This is a genomic window from Calothrix sp. NIES-2100 (assembly GCF_963875285.1).
Classification (GTDB): Bacteria; Cyanobacteriota; Cyanobacteriia; order Cyanobacteriales; family Nostocaceae; genus Aulosira.
In genome coordinates, this window is sequence record NZ_CAWNLA010000001.1 from 7891467 (window position 1) to 7909330 (window position 17864).

Below are 17864 nucleotides of genomic sequence, written 5' to 3' on the forward strand. Positions count from 1 at the left end.
TTATATAAACCTCTCAAAATGAGGTAAAAAATCTGCTCGATGGTTTTTTCTCCCCACAGGTAAACTCTTCATTAATAGTTGAAGGAGGAAGAGAAGGTGAATAATAAACAATTCTTGACCTCAAATAGGTGGATTATCCTAACAGGAATTCTGTTTGGTACATTGGGGGCGCTAGCCGTCAACTGGGGAAATCCACCGAATATGGGCATTTGTGCAGCCTGTTTTTTGCGGGATACGGCTGGTGCGTTGCAACTGCACCACAACCCTCTAGCACAATACATCCGACCTGAGATAATTGGATTTGTTCTGGGGGCATTTGGCATTTCTCTAGCGATGGGAGAATGGCGATCGCGTGGGGGTTCTTCTCCCATTCTCCGCTTTATCTTGGGTGCGTTCGTCATGATTGGCGTGCTGGTGTTTTTAGGGTGTCCCATTCGAGTCATACTTCGCATTGCTGGGGGCGATCTCAATGGTGCGATCGCGCTAGCAGGATTCGTGGCTGGAATCGGAACTGGGACATTCTTCTTGAAGCAAGGTTTCTCTCTGGGGACTAACGCTAACCAAGCCCCAGTGGTGGGACTAATCGCGCCCTTAATGACAGTGGGCTTGCTTGTTCTACTGGTAAGGCATCCTGCTTTCATTGCCTTCAGTACAACGGGGGCTGGCGCTCAACATACACCAATACTTTTTGGTCTGGGATTGGGGCTGTTGGTTGGTGTGATGGTACAGCGGACTCGATTTTGTTCGATCGGAGCATGGCGGGATATCTTTTTGGTCAAAGATTTCCAATTGTTCAGTGGCGTTGCAGCTTTCCTAATGGCGGCTGTGTTAACTAATTATATAGCTGGCAATTTCAGCCCAACTGGAATTGGCTATCACTGGGGCTTCACTCACCAACCGATCGCACTGCCGATGACGCACTGGACTGAATATGTCTGGACGTTCCTAAGTCTGGCTTTAGTGGGTTTAGCAGGAACTTTTCTGGAAGGTTGTCCACTGCGAAATTTAATCCGCGCTGGTGAAGGTGATACCGATGCTACGGTGACAATCCTCGGCTATTTTGCAGGAGCTGCGATCACCCATCGTCTACCCATTGCTTCCAGTTCCGCAGGTTTGGGCAGTTGGGGGCCAATGGCTGTCCTCTTAGGGCTTGGCTTCTGTCTGGTTTTGGGGTTCCTACAACTGAGAAGTATGCAACCTCAAGCTCAACAAGAGAAACAGATGTTTGCAGGAGATGGCATAATTATCTTCCCTGATGTTGCCTCGGCTATGAAAACAGAAAAGGCAATTCAAACAACTGGGTATGATGTGAAGCTAGTAGCGCCTCCACCCGAACTGCGAATGGGTTGCGATCTAGCACTGGAAATCAGTTTAGTGCAGCAGCATGGCATTGAACGGTTATTGCAGGAGCAAAGCCTCACCTATGTCAAAATCCTGCCGATCAGCAAAGGAAGTACCCGGATGTGCGAAATCGTCAAAGTCACTGATTTTGGTCAGTGGGTGATGGTGAAAGCCGGGAATATGAAACTTTCTTATGAAAAAGATACAGGAGCGATCGTTAACATATCTGGTGGAGGGTGTCCGGATATTCCGTATCTCCATGCCGAAATGGTAGACAAACCTCTCAATCAAGCTCCTCATCCGCGAGACTTGGGCTATACCCTCTGTGCCACAATGCTGCAACGTGCTTACGAAGAGTCCCTTCACCTTGAACAAGGAGGAATCTAATTATGCTACTCCTGTTTGGTAGTGTCCCCGATCCATCCTTACCGCTGACGATGGGTGCAGTTCAACGGGATGGAGATGTACTGGTGGCAGAAGGACGTAGTTTCTCTCGCACTCAAGGAACGGGTGCTATGATCAGTGCCGCTTTAGCTGTCACCACAAGTTTAGGTTTAGATCCACCCTATGTTTTAGTTGCAGGTGATATTGGGGATGGCAAGGGCACCAAGGCATTGTTTCAATATTTGACCCAAAACATTGTTATCCTCTCGCCGCAAGTGCTGACCCTGCACTATTGTCTACCGATCATGGGACTGTTGAAAAAACTCTGTGAAGCCATTGGGGGCTGTCCTCAACGACCCATTCTGATTGCTGATGCTGGGGGAATGTATGCGGCTAAAGGAGCTGGGTTAGCTCAAGAGTTTGACATTTTCACACCAGATACCTGCGAAATCGCGTTTCTGGCTGATCCACAAGCCACCCATCCAGCTTATATTTCCCATCACCTGTTAGCTTCGGATGCCAGTGCTGTTCCTGAGCAAATTAAGACTGCATTCCAACTCAACAGTGCCGCAAAACTTTTGCTGGTTAAAGGTAAAACAGACTATGTAGCGATCGATGGGCAGATTGTTGCCACAATTGATCAACCTAATGTTCCCACCTTAGAACCAATTGGGGGAACAGGAGATACCATTACGGGTTTAGTTTCAGCGCTCGTCTATGCTGGAATTAGCCACAAAGAAGCGGCTGTCATGGCTTGTCAGATTAACCGCATCGCCGGACAAATAGCTCAACCAACCCCTGCAACTAAAGTTAGACAGGTGGTAGATCAATTCCCAATGGTCTTAGCACAATACTACAGCCAATTGACTCAACCACTGGCAGTTCAGCATATCTGACGATATCAGCTGAGACTTTAGCTTTGGAACTGACAGCGATTAACTTTCGAGATTAGCCATTGAATCAGCAAAAGTTACACAGGCCTGATTAAAGAAGGAGTATGGTATGAAAGTCCAACAACCCATTTATCCCAACCCTCCACTGGCAGCAGCACAGTCTAATTTAGGAACGGTGTTGTATCAACAAGGGCAATTCCAGGAGGCGATCCTAGAATTCAAACGGGCAATCAGCCTCGATCCAGAGATAGCTGAAGTGCATTCTAATCTGGGGCTTGCCCTTTACCGCCAGGGTGATCTGGAAGCAGCAGTGACGGCATTTGAGCAAGCAATCCAACTTAACTCTAATTGTGTTGATGCTCACTACAATTTAGGTGTCGTCCTGTGTCAACAAGATAAATGGGAGGAAGCAGCAGTTGCATTCCGTCAAGCGATTCGCCTCAATCCAGGATTAGCCGATGCACACGACAATTTAGGAGTAGTCTTGTATCAGCAAGGTAAAGTAGATGAGGCGATCGCTGAATTTCGCAAAGCCGTTCCGCTCGATCCTTATCTCGCAGAAACTCACAACAATTTAGGATTGGCTTTAGCTGCACAGGGTAATGAACAAGAAGCGATCGCAGAACTAAATATGGCAGAGCAATTGCATGGATAATTTGAGTAGTTCTGTGCGATGGGTTGGCTGTGGATGGTGCGATCGCAAATTATACCAAATCAAATCATGTTGGCGACACATCAATATATTCTAGAGGGCATGGCAGTGCCCATACGTGTCAACTTAACATGAAACCCTTGCCAAAGCTTGATTTTGAATTAAATCGCTTAACATCAAGATCCGCGTTACCCCACCCCAGTTTTGTCTAAAGCCAAAACGTCCCCTCAGAGTTTACGGGGAGGGGATTAAGGGGTGGGGTGAAAGACTTGTGGGATAAGCGTTTTAACTTAAGTTGACACCAATGGGCAGTGCCATGCCCCTACAATCTGTCGCAATTCTGTATACTAAGGGTTTCAGGCAATGGCTAATAGGTTGAGTTTAAGTTAGATACAAAAGTGCGATCGCATCTACAAGTACTTTTCATCAAGTTAGTCAATCTGGCATTTGTGAATGATTGACTATCAATGTTGTGCAAAAACCTGGTGTGAATAGCCGATAGAGAAAAGTGAGAGATTTGTATGCAACGAATTGATGCTGTTTACCACGTCCGAGGGGAATCACAATTCGTAGATGATATACCTCCACCAGCCCAAATGCTGTATGCGACTGTGTTTGCTTCCCCAGTCGCACATGGAAAAATCTTAGCCTTAGACACGCAAGCAGCGCTGACTGTGGATGGGGCGATCGCAGTTTTCACCGCAGCTGATATCCCTGGATGCAATCAATGGGGTACAATCATTGCCGATCAACCCTTGCTGGCTATTAATGAAGTGCAGTATGTAGGGCAACCTGTAGCTGTGGTAGTGGCGAAAACTCAGCAAATCGCCCAAAAAGCTGCGAAACACATCACTATTGATATAGAAGAACTTCCCCTTATTCTTGAACCACGAGAAGCATTTGCCAAAGGACAAATAATTGGTAAGCCCAGAACCTTTGTTTTGGGGAACGTGGATAGTAGCTGGGAACAGTGTGATTTGGTTGTCGAGGGGACGTGCGAAATTGGCGGACAAGAGCATTTATACTTAGAAACTCAGCGATCGCGTGCTATTCCTCTAGAAGGTAAGGCGATGCGTGTCTACTCATCCACCCAAAATCCCCACGGTACGCAAAAAACCATTGCCCAAATTTTAGGCTTACCCTGCCACGCCGTAGAAGTGGATGTTAAGCGTCTGGGTGGTGCTTTTGGCGGGAAGGAAGAACAGGCGACACCTTGGGCGTGTATGGCTGCGCTGGCTGCTTGGCATCTACAAAAGCCAGTAGAGTTGGTGTTGTCACGTTTAGACGACTTGAAAATGACTGGGAAACGCCACCCCTATTCTTCAGACTTCAAAATTGGCGTGACAAACCTAGGTAAGATTCTCGCCTATGAAGTTAAGCACTATCAAAATGCTGGGGCTTATGCGGATTTATCACCAGCAGTATTAGAAAGAACTTTGTTTCACAGTACAAACGCTTACTTTATCCCCAACGTCAGGATTTTTGGTGCTTCCTGTCGGACTAATTTGCCTCCAAGTACTGCTTTGCGGGGTTTTGGCGGGCCGCAGGGGATGTTTGTCATTGAAAGTGCGATCGCAAAGGTAGCAGAAACTTTAGCGATCCCCCGTGAGGAGATTCAAGCGAAAAATTTGTTGCAGCAAGGTGATATCTTACCCTATGGTCAAGAGTTAGCCACGAATAATGTCCGCTTGTGTTGGCAGGAAGCAGAAACAACCTATAAGTTATCAGAAATCAGAAATAGTATTGCCCAATTCAACGCCAGTCATTTTGATACAAAAAAGGGCTATGCAATCATGCCTGTGTGTTTTGGTATTTCCTTTGCCCAGACTTTTCTCAATCAAGCCAGTGCCTTAGTTGAGATTTATACAGATGGTAATGTCAGCATCTCCACAGGTGGGGTAGAGATGGGGCAAGGATTGAGTACCAAGCTTGCCGAAATCGCAGTGAAAGCGCTTGGTATTGATGAAAACCGCATTAATATAGAAACCACTAACACAACAAGAATTGCGAATATGTCTGCCAGCGCTGCTAGTGTGACTGCTGATTTAAATGGGAATGCAACCTTGGCGGCTATTGGTCAAATTTTAGACAGATTGAAATTAGTAGCAGCAAAAGAACTGGGAGTAGATGAAGTTGATAAAATAGCGATCGCCCATGAACAAGTCCTGTACGCTGGAGAACCCACAGACTTAACTTGGGAGAAGTTGGTAACAACAGCTTATCTATCTCGCAAGAATATTTCTGCTCATGGATTTTACGCCACTCCTGGGCTGGAATTTGAGCGCATCACAGAAAAAGGACACCCCTTTGCTTACCATGTCTGCGGTACAGCAATTGTTGAGGTGACACTAGATTGTTTGCGGGGAATTTATCAGATAGATGCGGTGAAGATAGTACATGATTTAGGGCGATCGGTAAATAAGCTGGTTGACATTGGGCAAGTAGAAGGCGGACTTGCTCAGGGTTTGGGTTGGATGACAATTGAAGATTTACAGTTTAATGAAAAGGGGCAATTACTATCTAATAATCTGGCAAATTATAAAGTTCCTGATATTTACTTTGTACCAAAGCAAATAGAGATTAAATTTTTAGAGAATGCTGATAACTCTCCTGCACCCTATGGTTCTAAAGCCATAGGAGAACCGCCGTTAATGTATGGGGTTGGAGTATTTTTTGCGATACGTCAAGCGATGCAAGCGTTTCATTATCAGGGAGAATTAGCCTTTACATCTCCACTTACACCTGAAAGGGTTTTGTGTGAGTTATATGCAGATGAATTGAAAGAAATGGCTAAGTCTATTATTGGTAATCTTAAGCTATAAGCATCAGTATGAAGTATTCACTGCGAAAATCGATAGTAAATTATTCTGATGGCAGAAGCAGTTAAGAATGTAAGTGAAAAAGACATTTACTTACCTAGTATCGAACTCATCTATAGCAATCCTAAATCGTTTATAAGAAATTGAGAACTAATTACGCGAATATAATTCGCTACTACACAAATAAAGTCGAGATGGTGCGGGGACTTAATACAATAACCCGCGCAGGCGGGTTTTGTCTGTATAGCTGCGATTTCTAATCGCCAAGGCTGAATAAAATATAACTCTTAGTTTTGATTTAAACTCTACGTGTTTTCTCATAACTCAATTGGGATTGCCACATAATATGAGCGACCCCAACTAAAAATATCTCCACTTTTATTTATAATAATCACCTATCTACCCGTGTTGTTAAATTCATCAACTTTGTCTGTATTTTTTACTTCATTAGTTGATTTTAACCACTTATTAGCAGTAAGCTGAATAATTTTTTGCTTTTCTGCAAGTATCATATCTGGAGCAATTTGTCCTGTAGCAGCAAGTAGAATACTTAGTTTACCAATATCAACACGTTCTTCATGATATCGATCTAATCGCTTGTTTGATTCCTTCATACTCTTAAAGAAGAGTACAGTAACGGCTTCTAATATAATACCTGCTATAGTAGAAGCAATACCTCCTTTATTTAGATGATTTAGAAGATTTTCTCCAGTTGCAGGTTTTTTGTTATCAATTGTTAACTCTGTATTTATAGTATTTTTAGAGTCGTTAACTAAATACGGGTTTGCATTGACACCAATATATAATAAATAGACACCAAAACAAATAAAAACAAAACCAAGGCTTGCAGAAATGAGTGAAGCCAAAAACCAAGTTTTCGCCTCATTTCTTACATCATTAGAATAGGTTTTAATTTCTTTAGATAAATCTTCAGCTTCCTTATTTTTTAACTCTTCAAATCGCTTGGCATTTTCATAAGCTAAAGCAATTTGATTGGCATAAGCTTTATATACATCCTTATTTTTTTCTAACTGTAATACATCTATTGATTTGGAGAAAAGTATCCACATCACTCCAATTTTTTTTAATCCAGCAGAGAAAGGTAGGCATAATCCATAAGATATTTTTAGCCCTCCAAAATAAAAATTCTTTAGCTGATTATCTTTCCGATCGCAATAAACTTTTTGAGAAGTTTCTTCTAGAATCTGTATGATATTATCAGCTTTTTGAGGAACAATTTCATCCTTCAAAACAATTGGATTCTGATTTAAAAGAAGATTTTTTTTATCTTTAAATGGAATAACAATAACTTCGTCTGCTTCTAATAATTCACGAGTCGCTGACACTGCTTTATACAACATATTTTGAGGTGTCTCTGACATGATGTTAGGTAAGGATTGATGTAGACTAGTCAACATCCCATTATTATTGTTAATAAAATCAATCAGTTTTTTCTTTTGATATGCAATGGCGACTTGTGCTGCAAAATGTTCGATAACTTCTTGATGTAGTCTAGTGAAAGCATAAGGTTTACTATGCTCAAGATTAATCATGCCAATTACTTTGTGATTTTTCTGGTCTATAATAGGCACAGCTAATTCTGAAATAGTTTCTTTATCATACTCAATATACTGTTGCCACTTTTCACTATTTTTCTTTTTTTCCTCATTAATATCATCAATACGATATGGTTTTTTATCTTTTTTAGCAAGACCTATAATCCCTATCTTGTCATCTTCACAAGACTTGTTCTTTACGTCTATCAATCTATACTCAGGCCACGCAGCTTTGACCTCAGGCTTATCTTCATGATTATACATATCTACAAAACTGAATTTTGCCTTTGAAAGTTCACATGAATATCTTGCCACGTCTCGCAATAATAAGCCTATATCATCTTTATCGGCTATTTCTGCAATAGCACTACTAAATTTTTGGTGAGCATCAGCTCTAAATTGTTTTTCCGATAAAGTATTTTGATCATTAATAATGCTAGCTGCTTGTTTTGCAAACAACTCCAGCGCAAACTTTTCAACTTTAGAAAATGGCTCCTCTGAATATTTATTTAAATATAAAGCTCCGATAAGAGATTGCTGATTATCTTTAGTGATGATCAGAGGGACTACAATCTTACTTTTAACGCCTTTATCCCTAATACGATCAGAATTTCCAAGCTTTTCTGAGAACTCTTTAATTTCCTTATCTACTATTACTAAATCAGTAGTGCCTGTACCATCTAAACGAGGAGGTAATTCTTTTTTACCAGGAGGATAAGTATATTGAGGAGATTCTATAGCTCTATATTTTCCATCTAAATACTCGAGAAGATGAATACTAGCTGACCCTGCACTTGTCATTTTCAATGCGTGTTGACAAATTTGCTCAAGCAGTTGTTTCTTGTCTGGATTAAGAACAAGTTCAGCCATTTTTGAACTGATATCATTTAAGAATTCTAAAGTTATTGTGCGTTCAATGACAGTAGCGACACTGAGCGCAATATCTTTAACTAAATCTCGATCGTAAACTGTAAAATAATCCATCTGTTTTTCCTTATAACAGGAAATAACACCAATGATCCGATTAGTTTCCACTGAGTTTTCGTTAAATATTGGTATTACAGGTACTGCTAATAAAGAAAGATTATCGCCTGGATGCCTCAAAGACGGAATAAATTTATTATCTTCAATTGCATGAGGTACAATTCTACTTTGACCACTTTCTAAAACAGTACCTACAATCCCCACACCTTTTTTAAATTTGTGGTTACTTTTTTCTACTGGTTTATGAGGATCGTCTTTGGCTGAAGTCCATTCTTCGAGAAAGACTTCTTCCTTATCAGGATTAGAGTCAGGATCAGATGAAACTAAAAAATAGGTGCAGTTATCACAGCCAAGTTCATTTTTCAATTTTGTGAGTATTGTTCTTACCAGTTCTTTACTTTCTAAATGATTTCCCATTTCACTGAAAATACTTTTGATTACTCTTTTATTTCTTTGCGAGAAGAAGTCTATGATAGCATTTGCAAAAATTTCACCAAAATCTCTCAAAAAATCTACAAGTTTATGATTGTTTTCTTGATACTTGTCTTCAGTTGTATAATCAAGAGTAATAATTGCTACAGTCTGATTTTGATGTTTTGCAGCTAATCCAATCCAAGATTTGATATCTTTTGTTGTAGTTTCGTCCTCATCCCAACCCAAATCAGCTAATTGTCTGCCTGATTTATCTTTACGCTTATCTTCAAGATTTTGTATGATAAATACTGTTTCTTTATCAACTCTCATGATTAGCTTATCGCCAGCTATTATACATACAAATTTTATAAACCATAGTGTAAACTGTGTAGCGATATTCCGTTTGCTACTGTCTATTAAATAAAGTTGCCATAAGAAAATCAAAAGAATTTTGTCAGGTCTGATATCTTTCTGAAGTCTCCGCTTTGGCTGATTATTTTTTGGTTCTGAGTCAAACTTCAATAAATATCTTGCCAAAGTTTCAGTATTTCTATCAACTAAGGATATAGTGGCTCTTTCATATCCAACCAATTTATGCGTTTTTAATTGCTTAAGTGCTTTGTCTACTATAGAATTTAAACTATCTGCTTTAAATAGCTCACTTTTGAAATTTTCCAGAGATTTTTTATACTTCATCTCCTCTGCCAAGGCGTTAATAGATGCTTCAATTGCACATAGATTAATGGGGCATACAAAAGTGCGTTTTTTCTGCAATAATGCTTCATGCACTTTAGTAAGTAACTCATCCCCGCCAAAGCCAAAAATAATAATAAATCCTACATAAGATATATCTTGTTCTTTCATAAAAATATCTAGTTTTTCCCAATTTCCAGACCTCTTTAGATCAACCCACATAATCAAAATGTCAATTTCTGCTAGTTGTGCTTGAGCATCTTTTATGGAATCTGATTCTTGTAATGAGAATTTAGATCGTATATAGGCCAAAACATTGTCACGCTCTGGGCTAAATGGATCGCTAGCATTAGACTGATTTAGAAACAAAACTTTGATATTATCCATAATAATTTTCACCTTTATTTCACATTCAATTACCACTGCTCAAGCATGAAAACTTGCAAGTGAATATTCACCATCCACCTGAGCATCTTTTATGAATTTACATTCAATTTAGAAAAAAAATGTGAGGAACTTGTGAGTATATCTACATATATAAACAGAGTGTTATCATGCCAGATGAACTACCCGCCAACGATAAGTCTCCCATGCCAGCGATCGCAATTTTAATTGCCCTTGGCCTCTGTATCCTCTTTGGCGGAAATCAGGTTGCTAGCAAAGTTGCATTAACAGCTTTTCCACCTTTATTGTGTGGTGTGTTTGCTTTTACCCTATCTAGCATTACTCTCTGGATTTATGCTCAAGTATGCTCTATCGGTTTACAACCACCCTCCAGGTTAATTTGGCGATCGCATTGCATATCCGCTAATTCTTGATCAAATACTCTATCACTATTAATAGTGACAGGGATTTCATTAGCATCATGGAAATGATAGCTAAGGCTGGCGATCGCAGAACCTGTATCTTTAATTAAGTTTGCTGTAACTTTAGGCGCTTCTGTGTCAAAGTTAGCCACAGTTAAAGCATTATTAATTAATATTTTGCCTAATTCTGTATGCCGCCATTCTTTGGTGGGAACCATTAATTTCCCCAGAGATGGTACTGTTGTAGTTGCACCTTTGACTGTAAAGATAATGTCGTTATAATCTCTATCTGAAGATTGTTCTTGCATGATATCTTCATTTTTAGAGTTACTTCGACATTGCCAATTGTTAATATTCGTCGCTTTTTACAACCATGTTTTTGTGTTTTATTATGCCACCATCCCTGTGTTTGGTGCATTGCTTTATCTAAAAATTCTTGAGATTTAGACAGATTATTAAGCAATAAAGCAATACATTCTCCTGCTAAAATTAATGCAGATTCCCTAATTTCTTTCTCACATAGTTTTAAAAGTATTCCATCAAATTCTGATATATTTGTTGATTCTAAAAGTTTGGTAACTTTTTCTTGAAAATGTAACAATGATTTGCTTAAATCCCAGGTAGAATATATGTTATTTTTCATTCAGTGTAGGCATTCCCTGTTTTGATGTCAGATATCAAAACCTTTACTATTCGGGAATCCTACCTTTTTTTTGTCCCAAAAAAACAACTCATCTTCATATTCTAAAATTATCAGCCAATTTTAATTAGTATTAATACGTAATTAGCTGTAATAAATATCCTATTTATACCGAAATGAGTTTTTAGCGATACCTACGGCACACTGCGTGAACGCACGTTTTTTATCCGACCTCACCAAATCACGTTGCTCCCCATCCCAAGAGCGATCGCACTTTGGCCGCAATCCTTGGAAATAATTGAGCAGATTGGTGATGTCAAAGGCAAAACCACCACCCTCAACAACATGGCAGGGGTAATCGCCCAACAAGGGGACATCCCAAGAGCGATCGCACTTTGGCAGCAATCCTTGGAAATAATTGAGCAGATTGGTGATGTCAAAGGCAAAGCCACCACCCTCAACAACATGGCAGGGGTAATCGCCCAACAAGGGGACATCCCAAGAGCGATCGCACTTTGGCAGCAATCCTTGGAAATAATTGAGCAGATTGGTGATGTCAAAGGCAAAGCCACCACCCTCAACAACATGGCAGGGGTAATCGCCCAACAAGGGGACATCCCAAGAGCGATCGCACTTTGGCAGCAATCCTTGGAAATAATTGAGCAGATTGGTGATGTCCAAGGCAAAGCTGCTACCCTCAGTAATATGGCAGGGGTAATCGCCCAACAAGGGGACATCCCAAGAGCGATCACACTTTGGCCGCAATCCTTGGAAATAATTGAGCAGATTGGTGATGTCCAAGGTAAAGCAAGAGAGTAGTTGGAAGATGATAGCAGGTGCGGCGGGTAGACAAGGAATTGAGACACGAGAAGCCTTTGATAATTGGTTTGTCCAGCAAAGGCTAAATGATCCAGAATATTTCCTCCCCCGACTCAATCAACGCCTAGAGGAGATTGTTGGCGATGGCTGGGTGTTTGATCGTAGTCAGGTTTAGCCTGTTATCGATGCAGTTTCTCAGGATGAACGTTAAACATTCAGGTATCCAGATCCCCGACTTCTTGAAGAAGTCGGGGATCTAAAGCCGCACGAATAAACTTTAACTCAAGCTTATTAGGGGAAATGCGATCGCCTGGATGAATTTCTCGCAGATTTTCCCACTGTGAGCCGCACACAGGCGCAAAAATATTTACGGTGATTGCGATCGCTTCATATCATATCCATTTAAGTAATCGTCATTGCGACCGAAGGGAAGCAATCGCAAGGGTTGGGATTGCTTCGTTCCACTCGCAATGACAAGTTTGTATCCACAGTTAACATTGGATATTCGTTAATGGAGCTAAAAGCCTGGTTAACGGAGCTAAAAGCCTCATTAATGAAGTTAAAAGCCTCGTTAATGGAGTTAAAAGCCTCGTTAATGAAGCTAAAAGCCTCGTTGACAAGTATCAGACTCAGCTAATGTCCTAATAAATCCTACAGATGCTGAATGCGATCGCCTTTTACAGAAAACTTTTGGTGATACCTAAACCGAATTATCGCTTGTTTCAGGTTCAAACTGCACTTGGCGATACAAATCAGCGATCGCTATTTCTACATTTACCGATTCCAGCCGCAATTTCTCATCCAAATTATACTCCGACAGCACCCATTTACCCTGTTCGTTGCGCCGAAATACTTCCACAACCGGTTGCGCTACTTGGACTAAAACATATTCTTGCAAGGTGGGAGACTGGCGATATTTGGCAAACTTTTTCCCCCGATCGGCTGCTTCTGTTGAAGGTGATAGCACTTCGATAATTAAGCAGGGAAATTGCACCAATTGCGGATCGGTATCGCGTTCGTCGCAAGTTACCACCACATCGGGATAAAAATACTTTTGCCCCGGTTCAACCTGCACCTTGACATCTACAATGTATACTTCACAAGTGCGATCGCCTAAAGCATCATCTAAAAGCTTCGAGAAATTGAAAGAAATCCGATTATGGTTGCGTGTACCACCACTCATCGCCACCACTTCCCCATCCCAATACTCATAGCGTTGTTCTTGGGTGGGTTCCCAAACGAGATATGCTTCTGCACTCATCAAAATGCGATCGGGTAAAGCAACCATCGGCGCGATCGGGAAATGATTTACTGTTATAGGATAGCGAAAAAAGAGCGTTCTCTTAATTGCTATCCTGACTCAGGAGATTTCTAGAAAATATTCTACCAATCGTGATTGTGCCCTTCTCCTTCCCTACGGGACGCTGCGCGAACGGAGAGGCTGCGCCAACGACACCGCACCCTTCGACTTCGCTCAGGGTGCGGTGTTGGCTATTGGAAGTCGTTCGCGTAGCGTCTCGCAGAGAAGCCAACACTGGGCGGGGAGATTATTTTTCAGAAATCGCCTAAATACTAACGTCCGAGCATTTTATCCCGCAGGTGCTTAATGCGATCGCGGAATTTTGCCGCTTCTTCAAATTCTAGTTGCTTGGCGGCTTCTTTCATCTGCGCTTCGAGTTTCACAATCAAGTCGGGAATGTCTTCTAGAGGTAGTTCATCTATATGTTCATCTACAACTTTCAAGTCTGTTGCATTTAACCGTCGGGAAATGTCTAAAAAGGACAAAATCGCATTACTTGATTTCTTAACAATCGATTGCGGCGTAATTCCATGCATTTTGTTATACGCCATTTGAATTCCTCGCCTTCTGTCGGTTTCATCAATGGCTTTAATCATGCTATCTGTGAGATTATCAGCATACATGATTGCTTGTCCTTGGATATGTCGGGCGGCTCTCCCAATAGTTTGAATTAAGGAACGTTCGGCGCGTAGGAATCCTTCTTTATCTGCGTCCATAATTGCGACTAGGGAAACTTCTGGTAAATCCAAACCTTCCCGCAGTAAGTTGACTCCCACTAATACATCAAATTTACCTGCACGTAAATCTTGCAAAATTTCAATGCGTTCAATGGAATTAATCTCTGAATGCAAATAGCGCACGCGAATGCCGTGATCTTCCAGATATTCTGTTAAATCTTCCGCCATGCGCTTAGTTAATGTCGTAATTAAAACTCTTTCTTGGCGGTCAACTCGGTCTTTTATTTCTCCTAATAAATCATCAATTTGTCCTTCTGTTGGACGCACCGAAATTTCTGGATCGATTACCCCGGTTGGGCGAATTACTTGCTCAACTATATGATTTTCAGAAATTTCTAATTCCCAATTTCCTGGAGTAGCAGAAACAAAAATACACTGATTTACTTTCTCCCAAAATTCCTCAGCTTTTAAAGGACGGTTATCAGCCGCGCTGGGAAGTCTAAATCCATGTTCAATTAACACTTTCTTCCTTGCTTGGTCACCGTTATACATACCGCGAATTTGCGGTACAGTAACGTGAGATTCATCAATCACCAACAGCCAATCTTTGGGAAAATAATCAATTAAACATTCTGGTGGTTCCCCGGCTTTTCTTCCTGCGAGGTGGCGCGAATAGTTTTCTACGCCGTTACAGTAACCAACTTCGCGCAACATTTCTAAGTCATATCTTGTACGCTGATCTATCCGTTGCGCTTCTAATAATTTCCCCGCCGCTTCTAAGTCGGCTTTTTGTTGTTTTAATTCAGCTGCAATATCATCACAAGCTACTTCTAAGCGTTCTTCTGGGGTGACAAAGTGACGCGCTGGATAGATATTTACCCCTTGTAGGCTATTAATAATTTCACCTGTCACTGGGTCAATATAGCGAATCGCGTCAATTTCATCCCCAAAAAATTCTACCCGAATAATTCTATCTTCGTAGGCGGGGCCAATTTCTAACACATCCCCCCGGACGCGAAATTTTCCCCGACCCATTTCTAAATCGTTGCGGCTATACTGCACAGATGCTAGTTCGCGCAAAATTTGGCGTTGATTTACTTCCATACCTATCTTTAGGGGGATGGCAGCTTTGAGATATTCTGAGGGAATCCCTAAACCGTAGATACAGCTGATGGAAGCAACGACAATCACATCACGACGTTCAAAAAGCGATCGCGTCGCTGAATGGCGCAACATATCTATTTCATCATTAATCGCCGCTGTTTTCTCAATATAAGTATCCGTCACAGGAATATACGCTTCTGGCTGATAATAGTCGTAATAACTCACGAAATATTCAACAGCGTTATGGGGAAAGAACTCCCGCAACTCATTACAAAGCTGTGCCGCCAGAGTTTTATTATGAGCCAGTACCAAGGTAGGTTTACCAACTTTCTCAATTACCGCTGCTACTGAAAATGTCTTACCGGTTCCCGTAGCACCCAGTAAAGTTTGGTAACGATTCCCAGCTTGAATACTGGCTACTAGTTGGGCGATCGCTTGTGGTTGATCGCCTGTTGGACTAAAGGGAGCTTGCAGACCAAATTCTGTCATACAGTTGTGCCAGAAATACCCTCTCCCATAGTAGCGATCTGACATCAACTCGTGGCACCAAATGAGTCAAATGCATAAATAGCAATCTTTATTTAGAAAATTTTACGTATTGCATTTACTTATGTGTAGATCTTGAAGATAATTATATCTATGTCAGGTTTTTTAAGGTTAAACTCTCATATATAGATAAAAATTCACGTCAGTTTAATTATTGTAAAAACCAGTTAACATATCGGAGGAGTTAAGTCATGAGCATCAGTAGCACTGGCAAAGCTGTCAGTCCCCGCCAAAGGGGAGCCAAGCTCAAAGGAGAAAGTACAGTGGAAGTTGAAAACAATCAGGGTAATAGCTTGAATACAGATAAAGTCGAACAAGGTAAAGAACAGCCAGTGCAGAAAGAAAATCAAGGAACACTGGCGATCTCTGGAATACGTCCCATAGGCGCTAGCGACTTAGAAGTGGCTGAAAAACTCTCAATTGCTGGGGTGCGTCCTGTTAGCACAAGTGCATTAGAAGTCGTTGAAACTTATAACGCAATGGGTATTCGCCCAATTGGTGCGAACACATTCCAAGTTGTTGAAAGCATCAATCTCTCTGGTATTCGCCCAGTTAGCTCAAGTTCGTTGGTAATTTCTGAAAGCTATTCAATATTCGGCAACCGTCCAATAGCATCAAATGAGATTGATAATTCTGAAAACCTGATGGGTTTTCTAGATTAAATATAAGAATCATTTTCATAACTTTATCAACCCGTCCTCTATACAGAAGGCGGGTTATTTATATCAAGTATTTATCAAAAAAAATAGCGAATACCTAATAATTTTATTTCTAAAATTTAGTGAAGAATAATTTTGTTGGTCAAATATCAGGACTTACGCAACTGGCACATATATTCTGGTCAATAGTCAATGGTCAATAGTCAATTGTCAAGGTTTTTTGGACATTTGACTCTTGACCGGAGGCGGAGCGTCTCCGGCTCCGCTCAGGACGGTTTTGACTGAAAAAATATGATACGCAGCTTTAGTCCTAGAATGATTTAAAACTGCTATCTTATCTGTCTCTTAGCATAGATAGTTAATATATCTTGTGGCAGAAGTCTATGGAGAAAACTTTAAGCTACTGTGTAAAAGTAATCAGAAAAAGTTCAAAGTTACAACATAACTTTGCAACAAAATCTCTATTAAATGAAGGAGTACAAAATGAGTATAGAAGATCGCGCAAAAGCCGCAGCTAAAAATATTGAAGGTAAAGCTCAAGAAGCTTTAGGTAACGTTACTGGTGATCCAGAAGATAAAGCTAAAGGTAAAGCAAAACAAGCTGAAAGTGAAGTCCGTCATGGCATAGAAGACGTGAAAGACAACGTCAAGAAAAAACTTGACTAAAGCCAATATATTTTTGCAGAAGTTCTAGAAAACTGACCTAGATGCGAACTACTTCTGCAAAAATAGCGGCGGATAAACAATAGACCTCTTGGGGAAAGGAAAAAGGTTAAAGGGAAAGGGTTTTTCTTAGCCTCTTCCCCTTTATCCCGTACCCCTTAGCCTTTCCCCACTCCCCCAAGAAGTTTAATCAGTTTATACCTCTATTATTCCCTCTATCTTCAGAGGAATAGTAGAGGTATTGTAGCCCTTCTGTAGCATTTTTTTTGAAAAATTGCAGTAAAAATATTTATAAATATAGATATAAAAATATAAATTAAAATAGCTCGCCTTGAGAAGCTATTTAATTATTATTCTCTGTTTTTTAGGAGGTGTAAAAATGATTCTGCTTCAGCAGAGTCGGAGAATCTTGATGGCTGGCATCTTGATTTTGATTCTGACAATCACCACTGCCTGCGGTGGTAGCAACGTTGCCCAACTTGACCGCACAACCAGCACTCCAGCAATTGGTCGAGATGTAACCTATACAGAATTAGAACGGGGTAATACTTCCTCCGGACAAAATTTTGGTAACTGGGTTGTGCAAACATCTAAAGGGTTAATTAAAGATGCCTATGTACGTGATAACAACAAATTAGGCGTTGTAATTTCCCAACAGGTGCGTCCTAATGAAGTGCGACCTTTAACACAATCCTTAGTACAAGGATTTCGCAAGAATTTCCCCAATCAAGACCTAACAGTTTTAGTTTATGCTCCCGACAAAAAACTGATTTTAACTGCTAAGTACGACACTCAAAGTAGGCAAGTTCAGTACAGCTAATTACTGAGTTAGCAATCCAATCCCCCAGATTTATCTCTGTGGATGATGAAAATTCCCAGGATATCAGGTGATTAAAAAATAAACCTGAAAAAGG

14 protein-coding genes and 1 pseudogene are annotated in these 17864 nt (G+C 40.8%); 9 read left to right on the top strand and 6 right to left on the bottom strand.

Annotated elements, in window-relative coordinates; translation table 11 throughout:
* The first annotated feature begins 96 nt into the window (after window positions 1–96).
* The 4 genes from yedE to AACU32_RS32170 all read left to right on the top strand — a co-directional run bounded on the left by yedE (window position 97) and on the right by AACU32_RS32170 (window position 6092).
* Window positions 97–1728: a YedE family putative selenium transporter gene (gene yedE, locus AACU32_RS32155; RefSeq protein WP_339378451.1), complete on the top strand. Its 1632-nt coding sequence runs from the start codon at window positions 97–99 to the stop codon at window positions 1726–1728.
* Between the two features lie 2 nt (window positions 1729–1730).
* Window positions 1731–2621, top strand: a complete 891-nt coding sequence (locus AACU32_RS32160) for an NAD(P)H-hydrate dehydratase (protein WP_096605872.1) — start codon at window positions 1731–1733, stop codon at window positions 2619–2621.
* A gap of 106 nt (window positions 2622–2727) precedes the next feature.
* A complete protein-coding gene (locus tag AACU32_RS32165) occupies window positions 2728–3273 on the top strand; it encodes a tetratricopeptide repeat protein (protein WP_096605874.1) in 546 nt (181 codons plus the stop codon).
* A gap of 518 nt (window positions 3274–3791) precedes the next feature.
* Complete coding sequence (locus AACU32_RS32170) at window positions 3792–6092, top strand: xanthine dehydrogenase molybdopterin binding subunit (protein ID WP_096605876.1); 2301 nt, start codon at window positions 3792–3794, stop codon at window positions 6090–6092.
* A 392-nt stretch (window positions 6093–6484) separates the two neighbouring features.
* Here the strand turns inward: AACU32_RS32170 and AACU32_RS32175 are convergent, their stop codons facing one another.
* From AACU32_RS32175 to AACU32_RS32185, 3 genes and pseudogenes are all read right to left on the bottom strand, one after another.
* On the bottom strand, window positions 6485–10123 hold the full coding sequence (locus AACU32_RS32175; protein ID WP_096605878.1) for a GAF domain-containing protein: 3639 nt from the start codon (window positions 10121–10123) through the stop codon (window positions 6485–6487).
* A 355-nt stretch (window positions 10124–10478) separates the two neighbouring features.
* Entirely contained in the window at window positions 10479–10850 is a 372-nt protein-coding gene (locus AACU32_RS32180) for a hypothetical protein (RefSeq protein WP_339378742.1), read from the bottom strand.
* Window positions 10832–11185, bottom strand: a pseudogene (locus AACU32_RS32185) (ISLre2 family transposase); the annotation flags it as partial. The gene AACU32_RS32180 and the pseudogene AACU32_RS32185, both read right to left, overlap by 19 nt.
* 243 nt (window positions 11186–11428) lie before the next feature.
* On the opposite strand from AACU32_RS32185, the gene AACU32_RS32190 reads away from it, so the two are divergent.
* Both AACU32_RS32190 and AACU32_RS32195 read left to right on the top strand, forming a co-directional pair.
* Entirely contained in the window at window positions 11429–12001 is a 573-nt protein-coding gene (locus AACU32_RS32190; RefSeq protein WP_096605883.1) for a tetratricopeptide repeat protein, read from the top strand.
* A complete protein-coding gene (locus AACU32_RS32195) occupies window positions 11976–12176 on the top strand; it encodes a hypothetical protein (RefSeq protein WP_096605885.1) in 201 nt (66 codons plus the stop codon). The genes AACU32_RS32190 and AACU32_RS32195 overlap by 26 nt, the downstream gene beginning before the upstream one ends.
* 40 nt (window positions 12177–12216) lie before the next feature.
* Here the strand turns inward: AACU32_RS32195 and AACU32_RS32200 are convergent, their stop codons facing one another.
* From AACU32_RS32200 to uvrB, 3 genes are all read right to left on the bottom strand, one after another.
* Complete coding sequence (locus AACU32_RS32200; RefSeq protein WP_339378452.1) at window positions 12217–12354, bottom strand: hypothetical protein; 138 nt, start codon at window positions 12352–12354, stop codon at window positions 12217–12219.
* Between the two features lie 347 nt (window positions 12355–12701).
* Window positions 12702–13289, bottom strand: a complete 588-nt coding sequence (locus AACU32_RS32205; protein ID WP_096605887.1) for a Uma2 family endonuclease — start codon at window positions 13287–13289, stop codon at window positions 12702–12704.
* A gap of 284 nt (window positions 13290–13573) precedes the next feature.
* The gene (gene uvrB / locus AACU32_RS32210) at window positions 13574–15571 is read right to left on the bottom strand and encodes an excinuclease ABC subunit UvrB (protein WP_096605889.1); all 1998 of its coding nucleotides are present in this window, start codon (window positions 15569–15571) and stop codon (window positions 13574–13576) included.
* 248 nt (window positions 15572–15819) lie between these two features.
* Here uvrB and AACU32_RS32215 point away from each other — a divergent pair, with 248 nt between their 5' ends.
* The 3 genes from AACU32_RS32215 (at window position 15820) to AACU32_RS32225 (ending at window position 17770) form a co-directional block, all read left to right on the top strand.
* Window positions 15820–16290 carry a hypothetical protein gene (locus AACU32_RS32215; protein WP_096605891.1) on the top strand — a complete coding sequence of 157 codons (471 nt, stop codon included), beginning with the start codon at window positions 15820–15822 and terminating at the stop codon, window positions 16288–16290.
* Between the two features lie 480 nt (window positions 16291–16770).
* Window positions 16771–16953, top strand: a complete 183-nt coding sequence (locus AACU32_RS32220; RefSeq protein WP_096605893.1) for a CsbD family protein — start codon at window positions 16771–16773, stop codon at window positions 16951–16953.
* 376 nt (window positions 16954–17329) lie between these two features.
* On the top strand, window positions 17330–17770 hold the full coding sequence (locus AACU32_RS32225) for a hypothetical protein (protein ID WP_096605895.1): 441 nt from the start codon (window positions 17330–17332) through the stop codon (window positions 17768–17770).
* Window positions 17771–17864: the final 94 nt, after the last annotated feature.